This is a genomic window from Paenibacillus sp. QJM3NY_38 (genome assembly GCF_056173265.1).
Genome location: NZ_CM149665.1, coordinates 7258486 through 7272722, shown reverse-complemented (window position 1 = coordinate 7272722; position 14237 = coordinate 7258486). Strand labels below are relative to the sequence as shown.

Genomic DNA, 14237 nt, shown 5'->3' with positions numbered 1-14237 from the left:
AACTGTCACTCCTTTAAATCTTCCAAATGTGGCTAGAGCCATGTGTGGAATTGTCGAAAGAAAATGAATGATGTCTAATTATCCCCAGAACTAACTCCTGTGGAAACAAAAAAATATGGATAAATTGAAATTGTTCACAACTTTATCCACAGCCTGTTGATAATATTATAGCTTCATTCACATATTCACAACCAAAAGTAATATCATCATAGCAAAAGAAGGCCTTGTTTTCAATGTATGTCGCTAATTTATCCACAAATTCAATACGTTGTGCATAATTTTTATTCACACCACTATATATTGTTTATAATTTGTTTAGCCTTCGACATCATTGGCCTCAAAGCGCAAAAAATTATTCACAGGTTGTCCGATTCGCAAGCAGAATTTTCTTCTCTCACCATCTGTTCATAACTTATGGTTGAATGTTCTAGCAGTCAATAAATCGACCAAAGGTGAAAAATGACTGTGGATAGTCTTCAATTGGAATTGATAGATTTGCAGTTGAGGGCTTTTTTTCGGAACGGGGGGGAACCACCGATGCGGACGGAAGGAAAGTCCATGAATTGGAGAAGAATAGGGGGACTACTCACTCTTGCCGCCACTTTGGTTCTTATTACCGTGTGGGCCCAGGGCTATTATTCGAAGAAAGTGTTTCATATGGAGGGACTAAAGTACGCCAAATATGCCGATTCGGGAAGCGGGAGCATCGAATATAGGGCTTCATTTGGCCGCGGCGAGCCGATTTATGTTCATACTTATGAAGATGAGAAGCGGGTTGAGATTGCGGGCGAAATATATAAGATCCGGGCATATAGAAAGGAATCAGGCCTCGAAATGGATATATGATAATCCGTAGCCCAGCGATTTCTACTTTTTTATGTGTAAGGCAGCGGGAATTTTCGGTATGGGATTCTCATTGTGGATATTTTTTTCTCAGGCATTATGACAAAAAAAGCCCGTTTTCGCGATGGATCGGATCCATCGAAAACGGGCTTTTTTAATAGATGTTAGAAAGTATAAACCTCGAAGCATGACCTATCTGATATCGCATATATCTTTACGAGGTCTGTCTTCTCTCTAAAGAATATTCGTCGAATCGAGGTTTTTCCTTCTATAGTAATTTTACGATTGCTCGAATCGGCGCTGGAATTCGGTAATGGCTTCATAATCTTCTTCCAGCTTCCGCGAAATGCGGATAAAGATCGGCAGCAGAGCCTTATAAACATCAGAACTTTCCTTCACAGGCTGGTGTTCATGCGTACCGCCGACCATCGTCTCTACAATGTCGAGCGAATCCGCTCTTCCTGTAGCGTACAGACCGAGGACTACGGCGCCAAGGCAAGAGCTCTCGTAGCTTTCCGGCACGATCACCTGCTGGTCAAAAATATCCGCCATCATCTGCCGCCAGATCGGTGAACGGGCGAAGCCACCGGTGGCGTGAATTTTGGCCGGCCGGCCAATTTGTTCCTCCATCGCCAGCAGAACGGTATACATATTAAAGATCACGCCCTCCAGCACGGAGCGGATCATATGCTCTTTTTTATGATTCAGGGTTAAGCCAAAGAACGATCCACGGGCATTCGGATCCCATAACGGCGCGCGTTCTCCGGTTAGGTACGGGTGGAATAGCAGCCCGTTCGAGCCTGGTGGAATACGGTCCGCGATTTTGGTTAATACATCATAAGAATTGATGCCGAGCCGCTTGGCGGTTTCGACCTCAGAGGCGGCAAATTCATCGCGAACCCAGCGGAAAATCATGCCGCCGTTGTTGACTGCGCCGCCGATTACCCAGTGCTTCTCCGTTAATGCGTAGCAGAAAATACGACCCTTCGGATCGGTCATCGGCTTATCGACAACCGTACGGATCGCACCGCTCGTACCGATGGTAGCGGCAACGACTCCCGGCTTGATTGCATTCACGCCGAGGTTCGACAGGACGCCGTCGGCAGCTCCAAGCACGAAAGGTGTGGAAGTGGAGAGCCCCATGGCTGCGGCATACTCGCTTTTCAGGCCTTCCATGATATGTGTAGTTGGTACTATCCTAGATAAATGGTCCTCCGTGATGCCAGCGAGCTCCAGCGCCTGCTGATCCCAAGCCAGTTCCTCGAGGTTCATCATCCCGGTACTGGAGGCAATGGAGTGGTCTACAATATATTGGCCGAATAGTTTGAAATAAACATATTCTTTAATCGAAATGAATTTGGCTGCTTGATTAAAGAGGGAGGGCAGCTCATGACGCATCCACATCAGCTTTGTCACAGGTGACATCGGATGGATCGGAGTTCCGGTTCTAAGGTACAGCTCCATGCCGCCGAGTTCTTTTTTGAGCTTCGCAGACCAGGCAGCACTGCGGTTGTCGGCCCATGTAATGCAGCGAGTCAACGGGCTGCCTTGGCTATCAACGGCGATGACGCTGTGCATGGCCGCGCTGAAAGAAACGAATAGAACTTGAGCAGGATCTATCCCGCTCTCCGTCATGACCCCTTGAACAGAGGAAATGACAGTCTGAAAGATTTGCTCCGGATCTTGCTCCGCCGTAGAGGGAGTAGGGGTGAGCAGCGGATATTCACCGCCGGCCTTGGCTACAACCTCACCATTCTCTTTGAAAAGGACGGCCTTGGTGCTGGTTGTTCCGATATCGACACCGATCATATAGTTCTGAGTACTCATGAGACATACCTTCTTTCTACGTAAGGGCACCCGGTTCGCAACTTAAAATATCAGCATTCCAAGGAGCCCCCATGTGTCTTATTGCTTCATTATACAATTACATTGAGAACGAGAGCCAACACGAGTCCGGTCAGGGACAGGATCGTCTCCATTACGGTCCAGGACTTCAGTGTCTGGGCTACCGTCATGTTAAAGAATTCTTTTACCATCCAGAAGCCGGCATCGTTCACGTGGGACAGTACGATGGAGCCTGCTCCGGTAGCGAGCACCACTAGCTCAACGTTGGCGCCGGGCGTCATCGCGAGCACAGGAGCAACGATTCCTGCGGCGGTTGTCATGGCTACGGTTGCAGAACCTGTTGCGATCCGAATGAGTGCCGCGACAAGCCACGCAAACAGGATCACGTTGATATTTGCACCGGTTGCAATTTCGGCGATGGCATTGCCGACGCCGCTGTTGATCAGAACCTGCTTGAAAGCGCCGCCTGCGCCGATGATCAGAATGATCGTAGCGATTGGAGCGAGACATTCGCTGGTGAAGCGGGACAGATCATGTTTGTTAAAGCCGCGGGCGAATCCAAGCGAGAAGAAGGAGAAGACCGCAGCAATGAGCAGGGCAATGATTTCATGGCCGATAAATTTGCAGAACACGGAAATGAAGCTGGTAGATTCCGGATCGATAATATCAGCTGCGGAACCGATAAGCATCAGTATGACCGGCAGCAAAATGGTAAACAACGTGATGCCGAAACCTGGCAAACCGCGCTCTGCTTTGCTTGAAAACTGCTCGGCAAGTTCCTCGGGCGGTTCGGTTCGGATTCGTTTGCCGATGAATTTGCCGAACACCGGGCCGGCTAGTATCGCTGCGGGGATCCCGACCAGGAACGAGTAGAGAATCGTCATGCCAAGGTCGGCATCATAAGCTTCAATAGCAATCATTGGAGCAGGATGCGGTGGTACCAAACCGTGAACGGTGGACAATCCGGCCAAAATCGGAATGCCGATGTGCAGCAGGGACATTTTCGTTTTCCGTGCAACTGTGAAGACAATGGGAATCAACAGGATGACCCCAACCTCGAAAAATACGGGAATACCGACAATAAAGCCGACAATCATCATGGCCCAGTGGACGCGCTTCTCGCCGAAGCGGTCCACGAGGGTGGTGGCGATTTGTTCAGCGCCGCCGGATTCGGCCATCATTTTTCCGAGCATGGTACCTAGGGCGATAACGATTGCAATCGTTCCAAGCGTTCCGCCAAGACCACCGGTTATCGAAGTAATCACATCCGCAGGCTGCATACCCGTCAATAGACCAAGGATCAGTGCGGAGATCAATAAAGTTACGAATGGATTCCATTTATATTTGGAAATCAGCACGATCAGGAAGACGATCGTCAGCAGTGTCCAGATCATTAAGGTAGCATTATGACTGAGACCGAATAGTGAATTCATATCTTGCTTCCTCCTAAAGATTACCCATTTTGAATTGGGAAATGGTTAATATCGAGCTGTTCTGCGGTAGTATACCCAAAACAAAGGCGAATTCTATTGTATACTTGTCGACAACTTAGAGCATGCACAGTATTTCGTAAGACGGAGGAAGGGAGGATTAAGCTAACCCTCCGGAAAACTAAGATGAAGCGTCTGACGGGAATCATCGAAGTAATGTTGAACCGCCGTTTGGATCCGTGCCGGATCCAGGGATTCCATCTCTGCAATTAGCTGAAGATGCTTGTCCATGACATACCGAATCTTGGTGCCTCCGCCACCAAACACCTGACGGGTCGTAATTAACATGACTGTGATTACGATAGGGCGAATGCTCTTCCACAAATGAAGAATCCGTTTATGGTTCGCCTCCGTAATGATCCGTTCATGAAAAGCCAAATCCTGATAGGAGAATTCAACCGGGTCCTGATGTTTGGCTGCAAGCTCCATCCGATCGACGATTTGTTTTAAATGCTGGATTAATTCCGGCTGGGGATTCGCAAACACCTGGACTTGAACAAAGCTCTCGATAAGGAAACGAACATCGTATAATTCCTCTACTTCTTTAAGCGATAAGCCCATGACAACGGCGCCCATGCGCTCCAATTGGATCAATCCTTCGCTGGACAGCGTTTTCATTGCTTCCCGCACAGGAGATCGGCTGGTGCCGAATTCACCTGCAATCCGATTCTCGGACAGGATTTCTCCGCGCTTGATAATGCCGCTAATAATCTGCAATCTCAGTTCACTGGCGATGGCCTCTCCTAGAGAGGCTCCCTGAAGCCATGTTGAGGGAAATTTCATAGCATAATTCTCCAATCCGTACTGATTCTAATTTTCTCTAGTGGTAATGATACCACATCGAAAGGAGAAGGGACCATGATGAGGCTATGACATGATGCCCTTAAGAAGCAGCAGGTTATAGAAGAGAATCAACGTTATTCCGACTTCTCAACCGCATGGCCGCCGAATTCATTACGCAGCGCTGCAACGACTTTGCCGTGGAACGTATCTTGGTCAAGGGAACGATAGCGCATAAACAGCGACATGGCGATAACCGGTGCGCTGGCTTGTACCTCAAGTGCCGTTTCTACGGTCCACTTTCCTTCGCCGGACGATTTCATTACGCCTTTGATGCCATCCAGCTTCGGATCCTTGGAAAATGCGTTTTGCGTCAGCTCCATGAGCCAGCTGCGAATGACGGATCCATTGGACCATACCCGGGCGACATCCTCATAGTTGAAGTCGAATGCGCTTTTTTCCAATACTTCAAAGCCTTCCGCAATGGATTGCATCATGCCGTATTCGATTCCGTTATGGACCATCTTCAGAAAATGGCCGCTGCCGCTTTCACCGGCATACAAGTAACCGTTCTCGACAGCCATATCCTTAAACAGGGGCTCAATGCTGGTGAATATGTCGCGATTGCCCCCAATCATAAAGCAGCCACCATGATGGGCGCCTTCCATGCCTCCGGAAGTGCCGGCATCAAAATAATGAATGCCTTGGTCCGCCAGACGTGCTGCACGGGTTTTGGAATCCTTATAATGCGAGTTGCCGCCGTCAATCAGAATATCACCGGACTCGAGGAGCGGAGTGAGAGAATCAATGACGGAATCCACGATATTTCCGGCAGGCACCATCATCCATACGATGCGGGGTTTATCCAGTTTCGCAACGAGCAATTCAGTTGATGCTGCGGCTTCGGCACCGCACTGGGCAGCCTGATCGACCAATTGCGTATTTAAGTCGTAAGCTACGACCTGATGCTGATGATGAATCAGATTCTGAACCAGATTGAGGCCCATTTTCCCCAGACCGATCATGCCTATTTTCATAAAACAATGCAGCTCCTTCTTAGGTGTATACTTGTATACAACTTAAATTCAATTATTTATACTACTCCTTTATAGCTCTTGTGTAAATAAGGGGCATGCTAGGGATGAAAGGCGTTACATGGATCGAAAATGCATCCACAACGTGTTCAAATAGGTTATCCCCATGTGGATAATTCAAAACTAGCAATAATGACTACTTGTGGAAAACTTAAGTGCTTGCCGAGGTCAAGTAAGGTTTGACTTTTGGGCCTGAACGTGATTAAATGTATAAAGGCATTTTCTGTGAAGATGAGAACATTATCCGCTACCATTTAGCGGTCTGTTTACAAGAGATACGTCCATAGACGTCGGTTCAACAAATCGCGGTCTATTCTTCCGTGAAAGTGCGTCGATTGACGTTATGATCTTAAAATATGGGTAAGACATATTCCTGTAAGGGGGTGCATTAATCATGAGACCGACTTTCAAACCGAATGTAAGCAAACGTAAAAAGGTACATGGCTTCCGTAAAAGAATGAGCACGAAGAACGGACGCAAAGTATTGGCTAACCGCCGTCAAAAAGGCAGAAAAGTACTGAGCGCGTAATATTGTGCCACGAAGACCACCGAGGTGGTCTTTTTTTCGTAATATCTCCTGCAGTGTGAGGAGTTTCCTTATGAAAACGGCGGAATATAAGCTAAAGTAGGCTTAAAGTATTCCAATTGGAATGTTTATCGCGGTTTTGGCATGACTATACTCTTATAATAGAAGAGATGCCAAAGAGGCTTACGATGAGGCTTATGATTATTGAACTTGATTAACGGCAGGGCGGGAGAAACTTGTGCATAGAAAACTTCGTTTACGGAACCGCGCTGATTTCAGCCGGGTATATCGACACGGAAAGTCCTTCGCCAATCATCAATTTGTTGTATATTGGTCACGCAAAAAAGAGGTAGAGCAGTTTCGCGTTGGCGTTTCATGCAGCAAAAAGATCGGCAATGCGGTTGTCCGCAACCGGATGAGACGGCTGGTTAAAGAGATTGTCAGGCACCATCAGCACCAGATTATCGAGCATATCGACCTGATCTTTATCGTTCGAAAGGGAGCGCTCGACAAGTCTTACCAGGAGCTGGAGAAAAGCGTGCTTCATGTATTGAGGAAATCGTCCCTTCTGAAAGCGAAGAGGGGCTGAACCATGTGTTTATTTGTCCATATAAATATGTTATGATTTACCGTGGAATGGAATGGCGAAGAGAGGGGTTTTGAAGTGTCGTTCATGAAGACAAGACGAGGAAAATGGTTCCTCCTCACCGCTGTAATACTTGCAGTGGCCGTTATATCAGGTTGTGCGCCTGGAGCTGACCAAACGCGTACCATTGAAGACTTGAAAAATGGAGGCTTCTGGCAGAGCAACGTTGTTTATTACTTTACATGGGCACTTGATACGTTTGCTACATGGTTTAACGGTGAATACGGATTGTCCGTACTCGTGATGGTGCTTATCGTCCGTACCTTGATTTTACCGCTGACTCTGAAACAGGTCAGAAGCTCGAAGGCAATGCAGGCCATTCAGCCTGAAATTCAGAAAATTCGCGAGAAATATAAAGATCAACCTGAAAAAGTTCAAATGGAAACGATGAAGCTCTTCCAGGAGAATAAGGTTAATCCGATGGCGGGATGTTTGCCGCTGATCGTACAAATGCCGATATTTATCGCACTCTATCATTCGATTTACTATAACAATCTCCTTCGTGATCACGAATTCCTGTGGCTGCAATTAGGTCAACCGGACAAGCTGTTTATTTTGCCGGTGCTTGCCGCTGCAACGACTTATTTCCAAACGAAAATGATGATGAAGATGAACCCGTCTCCACAAATGGGGATGATGCAGTTCATGCTGTTCGTTTATCCGATTCTGATCTTTGTAATGTCCTTCCAGTTCCCTTCAGCACTTCCGTTGTACTGGTTCTACAGTAACCTCTACACCATCGTGCAGAACTACTTCTTGTACCGCAACAATGACAAGGCTGCTGTCGTGGCAAGTGTTGCCAGCGCAACCGACGGTCAGAAGAGTAAGAGCGGTAACAAGGTCGGGAAAAAGAGTGGCAGCAAAGGCGGGAAAAAAGGTTCGAAGGGAGCCAAGAAGTCGAGATGAGTAAAATCGTCGCAACAGGAAAAACCATTGAAGATGCTGTCGCACAAGGGCTGGCCCGATGGGGTGTAAGTCAAGACCGTGTATCGGTTCAAGTATTGAGTCAGCCATCAAGAGGATTCCTGGGCCTGTTTGGGGTCAAGGAAGCGAAAGTCGAACTAACGCTCCTGCCTGACGGTGCCGGCGGCGATTCATCTGTGAAGGAAGTACTTCCTACAAACGCGCAAGCTGTTCCGGCCAAAGTGGTTCAGGTCTCCAATACCTCTGTCATGACGCAGGAAGTTCCTGCTGTCAGCAGTGATATAGAGAACCCTGCCACAGCTTCGTTTGAAGGCAAGGATCCTTACCAGGAAGCCATCACCTTTCTTGTTGATACCGGACAAGCCATGGGGCTAGATATTTCGGTTGAGGTTGAGAAGGGGAGAGACTTTACCACGCTTCAAATTTCTGGCGCCGGACTCGGACTTATGATCGGGCGTAGAGGTCAGACTCTGGATGCCCTTCAGTATCTGGCGAATATCGTAGCTAACCGTTATTCCAACAGCTATCTTCGCATCGTACTGGATGCGGAGAACTTCCGAGACCGTCGCAAGAAGACGCTGGAGGATTTGGCGGATCGGTTAGCGGGACGGGTACTAAAGACACGTAAAGAGATTGTGCTTGAGCCTATGCCTGCTGCTGAGCGGAAGGTGATTCACGCTAAACTCCAGTCACATGGAGCCGTGAAGACGTACAGCAAGGGCGAAGAACCGAACCGGCGGGTTGTCATTACACCCAAGTCGTCCTAAATGAGTTGAAGAGTATATATAAACAATGACTCCTTAAGCTTCAAGAGGGAGTCATTGTTTTTTAAAGAGACCTATAGGGAAAGACCCCGTTGGAGGTTTTCCTTTCAAGTTGATAGATGTAGCAGCCGGATTGTACATGGTATGGCTGTAATTCTGATGTTTTTTACAAAGAAAGAGGTGAAGGAAACGATGTTTAGTGATACGATTGCAGCTATTTCAACAGCTGTCGGTGAAGGCGGCATTGCGATTATTCGCGTCAGCGGGCCGGACTCCGTTCAGGAAGTGGAGCGTATATTCAAAAGTAAAAACAAGTTAACACAAGTGGATTCCCATACCGTTCATTACGGTCATATTGTGGATCCAAAAACGGGAGAAAACCTCGAAGAGGTTCTCGTAACCGTGATGCGTGCTCCTCGATCGTTCACGACTGAGGATGTCGTCGAGATCAGCGCTCATGGCGGCGTTATCTCCGTAAAACGCGTCATGGATCTGTTGCTTCAATTAAACATTCGTTTGGCGGAACCCGGTGAATTTACAAAGAGGGCTTTCTTAAACGGCCGGATCGATCTGTCCCAGGCGGAAGCCGTTATGGACCTGATTCGTTCGAAATCCGATCGCGCCTTCTCCGTTGCGCTCAAGCAGGTCGAAGGAACGTTATCCCGTAAGATCAACGAGCTGCGGCATACCCTAGTCGAAACTCTGGCCCATATCGAAGTGAATATCGATTATCCTGAGCATGACGTGGAGTCGCTTACTTCAGAATTCATTAAAGAGAAAAGCCAGCTTGTCATGGGTGAAATTGATAAGCTGCTGAAGACCGCGCAAGAAGGGAAAATCCTGCGTGAAGGGATTACGACAGCTATTATCGGTCGCCCCAATGTGGGCAAATCTTCGCTTCTGAACACGCTGGCCCAGGATAATCGGGCGATTGTCACGGATATACCCGGTACGACTCGCGATGTGATTGAGGAATTTGTCACCATTAACAACATTCCGTTGAAGCTGCTTGATACCGCGGGTATCCGGGAAACGATGGATGTGGTCGAGCAGATCGGCGTTGAACGATCCAAGCATGCGGTTAACGAAGCGGATCTCATTCTGCTCGTGCTGAATGCCAACGAACCGCTGCATCAGGACGAATTGGAATTGATGGAACAAATACGCGGTAGACAATGTATTGTCATTATGAATAAAATGGACTTACCGTCTAATCTCGATCTGGACATTCTCCATCGATACTATCCCGATGAGTTGATTGTTCCGATGTCGGTGAAGGCGCAAGAGGGTATTGACCGGCTGGAAGAGGCTATATCCAACTTGTTCTTCAGCGGCCAGATTGAAGGCGGAGATCTGACGTATGTGAGCAATGTGCGACATATCGCTTTGCTGAAGAAATCCAAGCAGTCGCTGCAGGATGCATATGATGCGGCTGAACAGCTCATTCCGATCGATATGATCCAAATCGATGTGAGAATGGCCTGGGAGCAGTTAAGTGAGATATTGGGTGAAGCGGTTGGCGATTCGCTCATTGATCAGATTTTTTCACAGTTTTGCTTGGGTAAATAAGCTTCAAGCCTTACTATATATAGTAGGAACAGCTCAACAATTTCAGGGATATCCGAGGTGGAATCCCTTTGATTACGTATATAAACACAATTAGAACAGGAGGGTGAGCTATGAGTTATATGGGTGGCACTTATGATGTGATTGTAGTCGGTGCAGGACATGCCGGCTGTGAGGCTGCACTCGCATCTGCACGAATGGGTGCTGAAACGTTGATGGTTACGATCAACCTGGATATGGTTGCTTTTATGCCATGTAACCCGTCCATTGGAGGGCCTGCAAAAGGCCATGTCGTTCGCGAAATCGACGCACTGGGCGGAGAAATGGGACGCAATATCGATAAAACCTTCATTCAAATGAGAATGTTGAATACAGGTAAAGGTCCGGCTGTCCACGCGCTGCGTGCTCAAGCGGATAAGTTTTCTTATCAGCATACCATGAAAGAGACGATGGAGAAGGAAGAGAAGCTTACCCTTCGTCAGGGTATGGTGGATCAGCTCATCGTAGAAGATGGCGTATGCGTTGGGATCGTGACGCAGACGGGTACGGAATATCGTGCGAAAGCGGTTGTGCTGACAACCGGTACGTATTTGCGCGGTAAAGTCATTATGGGTGAATTGATGTATGAGAGCGGTCCGAACAATCAACAGCCGTCCGTAAAACTTGCGCATAACCTGCGCGAGCTTGGATTCGACCTTGTTCGATTCAAGACAGGTACACCACCGCGGGTGCATAAGGATACGATTGATTTCTCCAAGACCGAAATTCAGCCTGGGGATGAGAAGCCTAAGTTCTTCTCTTATGAAACAAAATCCTCCGACAATGAGCAGCTTCCTTGCTGGTTGACGTATACGTCGGTGGATACGCATCAGATTATCAATGACAACCTTCACCGCGCACCGATGTTCTCTGGTGTTATTGAAGGTACTGGACCACGTTACTGCCCGTCTATCGAAGACAAAATCGTTCGTTTTGCCGACAAGCCGAAGCATCAGATTTTCCTTGAGCCTGAAGGTAAAAATACGAAAGAATACTACGTGCAAGGGCTATCCACCAGCATGCCTGAGGATGTTCAGCTTGCGGTTCTTCGCTCCATTCCCGGAATGGAGAAGGTAGAAATGATGCGTAACGGGTATGCTATCGAGTATGATGCGATGGTGCCAACGCAGCTGTGGCCGTCTCTGGAAACGAAAAAACTGCCGGGTCTGTTCACGGCTGGACAGATCAATGGAACCTCGGGATATGAAGAGGCAGCAGGTCAAGGCATTATGGCGGGTATCAATGCGGCACGTAAAGTGCAGGGCAAAGAGCCTGTTATATTGGATCGCTCCCAGGGTTATATTGGAGTGCTGATTGATGACCTGGTGACCAAAGGGACAAATGAGCCTTATCGTTTGCTCACCTCCCGTGCAGAATACCGTCTGCTGCTTCGCCATGATAATGCCGATCTGCGTCTTACCGAAATCGGCCATGATATCGGACTGATTTCGGAAGAGCGTTATGCCAAATTCGTGCTGAAGAAGCAGCTCGTTGAGCAGGAGATCGAGCGTCTTCGCCAAACGAAGGTGAAGCCGGTTGACGTAAATGCGATGCTGGAAGCAGCCGGATCAGCACCAATCGTGGATGGAAGCAATATGCTGACGATTCTGCGCCGTCCGGAAATTACGTTTGCGATGATTGAGTCGCTCTCCCCGTCTCCATACGAGCTGGATGAGGAAATGAAAGAGCAAGTCGAAATTCAAATCAAATATGCGGGTTATATTGAGAAACAGCTGGGACATGTGGAAAAGCTGCAGAAGATGGAGAAAAAACGGATTCCGGAGGATATCGTTTATGACGAGATCAACGGACTGGCCATGGAAGCCCGGCAGAAGCTGAACAAGATCCGTCCGATCTCCATCGGTCAGGCATCGCGTATTGCCGGCGTAACACCGGCGGATATTTCGATACTTCTCGTTTACCTGGAGCATTATAACCGGGTAACCGCAGCGAAAGGATAAGGAATGGACGACATTCAGAAGGCTTTTGTTGACCGGCTCGGAGAGCACGGGATCACGATTGATGAGAAACAGCTCCAGCAGTTCGAGATGTATTACGAAATACTGGTGGAGTGGAACGAGAAAATGAATTTAACTGGAATTACGGAACGGGATCAAGTCTATACGAAGCATTTTTACGACTCGATCACGCTCGCCTTTTATGTGGACATGACCCAAATCGGCAATCTGGCGGATATCGGATCAGGCGCTGGCTTTCCTGGTATTCCTCTGAAAATATGTTTCCCGCATGTGAACCTGACGATTGTGGATTCGCTTAACAAACGAATTAACTTTCTGAAGCATGTCGTGGATACGATTGGCCTGACGGGGGTTGAACTGATTCACGGACGTGCGGAAGAGGTTGCTCGCAAGCAGGGGTACCGTGACGGGTTCGATCTAGTCACAGCGAGAGCAGTTGCTCGCATGGCTGTGTTGAACGAGTTCTGCCTACCTTTCACGAAGGTAGGGGGACGATTCGCAGCGATGAAGGGCAGTGACCCTACGGAAGAGGTGAAGGAGGCGGCTCGCAGCTTGAAAGAGCTGAGAGGGGCTTTGAACAAGGTTCATTCATTCTCTTTACCTGTAGAGGAATCCGGCCGGCATATCGTGGTGATCGATAAAAAGGGAGCTACGCCTTCCAAGTACCCCCGTAAGGCGGGTACGGCCAGCAAAACGCCGATCGTGTAAGCATTTTGCCATCGATCTAAATACTGTCTGTCACGCTGGTCTCCCTTGCAGAGACAACCTTTGCTAGAAGACATGCAAACCATTCAAGAGAAGGACTTTATGAGTCCTTCTCTTTTTTTATTGCCACTGTAGATTTGACTTGAGCGGGAAGGGGGGCGTTAATACTAGTTTTTTTACATGAAATAAATAGAAAAGTGATTTGCTGTATTTTCGTTGATTAAGCCCCTCTTATCGGTTGTCATTATTTTAATAAGAGAGGTGAAACAAGAAAATATACATCTCAGATTACCGACTGAAAGGAAACCCTTAAGGATCTCATAAGAAGCTTTATACGACTCGATGGCACGCTCACTTTTTACGTTTTCTTATCAAATGGAACCGAGGGTTACTTCTAAAGAGAGTGGGTTGATTAAAGCTGAGCTTTTAAACAAGAATGGACATCCACGCTGTGAATGTATCTGATAAACTTTGAATGTTTCACGTGAAACATTTGAAGCATGTTGTGAGTTATAAGTTAGGTATCTTTTATGGAAGCATTATATTCTTTGACAAATTATTATGATAACAACCATGTTATCTAATTTGAATAATGAAGAATGAAAACCTCATGAATAAAGTTAGTGTGCAACTATCCATCACATTCATGCACTGGACAGGGGAACTTGCAGGGAGCAGTGAACCATCATGTGCATCATTCGAGTGAATCTACTAGCCAATTTAGATTCGTTCTTCTTAGACTTTGGTGATAATGGTTGTTCAACAGATTTAATCTATTGGCAAATCCTACAATTATTCTGAATCTAGAATCTCAAGAAAGGCTGCTGGGTAGATGATGTGGCTCAATAACATGATTTCGACGCCAAAACTTTGGAACTGTGCACAAATCATGTATAAAGCAAACGAGAAATGAAGGAAAAAAGGTGATATTGGAGAATAGAGTTATAGGACAAAAAGTGGTAGAATAGAATCGTAGTATCCATTTGGACAGAAGGGCCGGTTTGCCCGTTCTTTAATTGGATGAAAGAGTATAAAT

At 47.3% G+C, this 14237-nt stretch carries 12 protein-coding genes; 8 read left to right on the top strand and 4 right to left on the bottom strand.

The window, feature by feature from the left end; translation table 11 throughout:
• Window positions 1-558 precede the first annotated feature (558 nt).
• A complete protein-coding gene (locus AC0VZ8_RS33775) occupies window positions 559-846 on the top strand; it encodes a hypothetical protein (protein ID WP_475485678.1) in 288 nt (95 codons plus the stop codon).
• A 276-nt stretch (window positions 847-1122) separates the two neighbouring features.
• On the opposite strand, the gene gntK is transcribed toward AC0VZ8_RS33775, so the two are convergent.
• The 4 genes from gntK to gnd all read right to left on the bottom strand — a co-directional run bounded on the left by gntK (window position 1123) and on the right by gnd (window position 5995).
• Entirely contained in the window at window positions 1123-2670 is a 1548-nt protein-coding gene (gntK, locus tag AC0VZ8_RS33770; protein ID WP_475485677.1) for a gluconokinase, read from the bottom strand.
• An 89-nt stretch (window positions 2671-2759) separates the two neighbouring features.
• Window positions 2760-4121: a GntP family permease gene (locus tag AC0VZ8_RS33765; RefSeq protein ID WP_071219305.1), complete on the bottom strand. Its 1362-nt coding sequence runs from the start codon at window positions 4119-4121 to the stop codon at window positions 2760-2762.
• 162 nt (window positions 4122-4283) lie between these two features.
• Complete coding sequence (locus tag AC0VZ8_RS33760; protein WP_475485676.1) at window positions 4284-4961, bottom strand: GntR family transcriptional regulator; 678 nt, start codon at window positions 4959-4961, stop codon at window positions 4284-4286.
• Between the two features lie 134 nt (window positions 4962-5095).
• Complete coding sequence (gnd, locus tag AC0VZ8_RS33755; RefSeq protein ID WP_071219307.1) at window positions 5096-5995, bottom strand: phosphogluconate dehydrogenase (NAD(+)-dependent, decarboxylating); 900 nt, start codon at window positions 5993-5995, stop codon at window positions 5096-5098.
• A gap of 451 nt (window positions 5996-6446) precedes the next feature.
• Here gnd and rpmH point away from each other — a divergent pair, with 451 nt between their 5' ends.
• The 7 genes from rpmH to rsmG all read left to right on the top strand — a co-directional run bounded on the left by rpmH (window position 6447) and on the right by rsmG (window position 13204).
• Window positions 6447-6581 carry a 50S ribosomal protein L34 gene (rpmH, locus tag AC0VZ8_RS33750; RefSeq protein WP_006207379.1) on the top strand — a complete coding sequence of 45 codons (135 nt, stop codon included), beginning with the start codon at window positions 6447-6449 and terminating at the stop codon, window positions 6579-6581.
• Window positions 6582-6816: 235 nt separating this feature from the next.
• Window positions 6817-7167: a ribonuclease P protein component gene (rnpA, locus tag AC0VZ8_RS33745; RefSeq protein ID WP_009591465.1), complete on the top strand. Its 351-nt coding sequence runs from the start codon at window positions 6817-6819 to the stop codon at window positions 7165-7167.
• A 75-nt stretch (window positions 7168-7242) separates the two neighbouring features.
• The gene (locus tag AC0VZ8_RS33740; RefSeq protein ID WP_475485675.1) at window positions 7243-8130 is read left to right on the top strand and encodes a YidC/Oxa1 family membrane protein insertase; all 888 of its coding nucleotides are present in this window, start codon (window positions 7243-7245) and stop codon (window positions 8128-8130) included.
• Window positions 8127-8915: an RNA-binding cell elongation regulator Jag/EloR gene (gene jag, locus AC0VZ8_RS33735; RefSeq protein WP_071219309.1), complete on the top strand. Its 789-nt coding sequence runs from the start codon at window positions 8127-8129 to the stop codon at window positions 8913-8915. Before AC0VZ8_RS33740 ends, jag begins: the two co-directional genes overlap by 4 nt.
• 189 nt (window positions 8916-9104) lie before the next feature.
• The gene (mnmE, locus tag AC0VZ8_RS33730) at window positions 9105-10481 is read left to right on the top strand and encodes a tRNA uridine-5-carboxymethylaminomethyl(34) synthesis GTPase MnmE (protein WP_260064467.1); all 1377 of its coding nucleotides are present in this window, start codon (window positions 9105-9107) and stop codon (window positions 10479-10481) included.
• A gap of 110 nt (window positions 10482-10591) precedes the next feature.
• Window positions 10592-12478: a tRNA uridine-5-carboxymethylaminomethyl(34) synthesis enzyme MnmG gene (mnmG, locus tag AC0VZ8_RS33725; protein ID WP_113058534.1), complete on the top strand. Its 1887-nt coding sequence runs from the start codon at window positions 10592-10594 to the stop codon at window positions 12476-12478.
• Between the two features lie 3 nt (window positions 12479-12481).
• Window positions 12482-13204, top strand: a complete 723-nt coding sequence (rsmG, locus tag AC0VZ8_RS33720) for a 16S rRNA (guanine(527)-N(7))-methyltransferase RsmG (protein ID WP_475485674.1) — start codon at window positions 12482-12484, stop codon at window positions 13202-13204.
• The last annotated feature ends 1033 nt before the right edge of the window (window positions 13205-14237 follow it).

Coding starts and splice junctions, on each gene's coding strand:
- AC0VZ8_RS33775 (WP_475485678.1), top strand. CDS start 559: ATGAATTGGAGAAGAATAGGGGGACTACTCACTCTTGCCGCCACTTTG.
- gntK (WP_475485677.1), bottom strand. CDS start 2,670: ATGAGTACTCAGAACTATATGATCGGTGTCGATATCGGAACAACCAGC.
- AC0VZ8_RS33765 (WP_071219305.1), bottom strand. CDS start 4,121: ATGAATTCACTATTCGGTCTCAGTCATAATGCTACCTTAATGATCTGG.
- AC0VZ8_RS33760 (WP_475485676.1), bottom strand. CDS start 4,961: ATGAAATTTCCCTCAACATGGCTTCAGGGAGCCTCTCTAGGAGAGGCC.
- gnd (WP_071219307.1), bottom strand. CDS start 5,995: ATGAAAATAGGCATGATCGGTCTGGGGAAAATGGGCCTCAATCTGGTT.
- rpmH (WP_006207379.1), top strand. CDS start 6,447: ATGAGACCGACTTTCAAACCGAATGTAAGCAAACGTAAAAAGGTACAT.
- jag (WP_071219309.1), top strand. CDS start 8,127: ATGAGTAAAATCGTCGCAACAGGAAAAACCATTGAAGATGCTGTCGCA.
- mnmE (WP_260064467.1), top strand. CDS start 9,105: ATGTTTAGTGATACGATTGCAGCTATTTCAACAGCTGTCGGTGAAGGC.
- mnmG (WP_113058534.1), top strand. CDS start 10,592: ATGAGTTATATGGGTGGCACTTATGATGTGATTGTAGTCGGTGCAGGA.
- rsmG (WP_475485674.1), top strand. CDS start 12,482: ATGGACGACATTCAGAAGGCTTTTGTTGACCGGCTCGGAGAGCACGGG.